Genomic DNA, 572 nt, shown 5'->3' on the forward strand with positions numbered 1-572 from the left:
AGATGTGTATAAGAGACAGCCCGCCGCCTCTTTTAAGGCTACTTCGGCAGATATCGAGTTTTTCGGCTCTGTTTGTAAGGTTTTTTCACATGAGGTTATAGCAAGAGATGCTACAAGCGCCATTGATATGATATGTATTTTTTTCATTTTAATAAAATTAGAAGCCAACATTAATTCCAAACGTAAAGTTTTTAAACTGTGGATATTGACCAAAGTCGCCACTCGCATTTACAAACTCAGGGTCAACTCCTTGGTATTTGGTAATGGTCCAAAGGTTAATTCCTTGTGCGTACACTTTAACCGAACGCAATTTTACCGCACTTAGCCAAGATTTCGGCAAGTCATACCCTACGCTCACAGATTTTAGCCTGATGTAAGATCCATCTTCGTAAAAACGATCAGAAATCGCATAAGACGAACTGTGGTTAATACCACTGATGTTCAATACGGTACCACCAAAAAACGGTTTTGGAATACCAGTAAATTGACCAGGGGTTGTCCAACGTTGTAAGTTTGAAGCGTATTGATTTCTGTCAACTGTAGAACCCGATCTTTCGAAGAAAGTTTTATCC

Annotated in this window: 1 pseudogene; it reads right to left on the reverse strand. The window is 39.3% G+C overall.

Annotation, left to right across the window (positions count from 1 at the left end):
* Nucleotides 1-157: 157 nt before the first annotated feature.
* Nucleotides 158-572, reverse strand: a pseudogene (locus JHD69_RS20070) (SusC/RagA family TonB-linked outer membrane protein); the annotation flags it as partial.

Origin of the sequence: Pedobacter sp. ASV12 (genome assembly GCF_016429155.1) — a bacterium.
GTDB lineage: Bacteria > Bacteroidota > Bacteroidia > Sphingobacteriales > Sphingobacteriaceae > Pedobacter.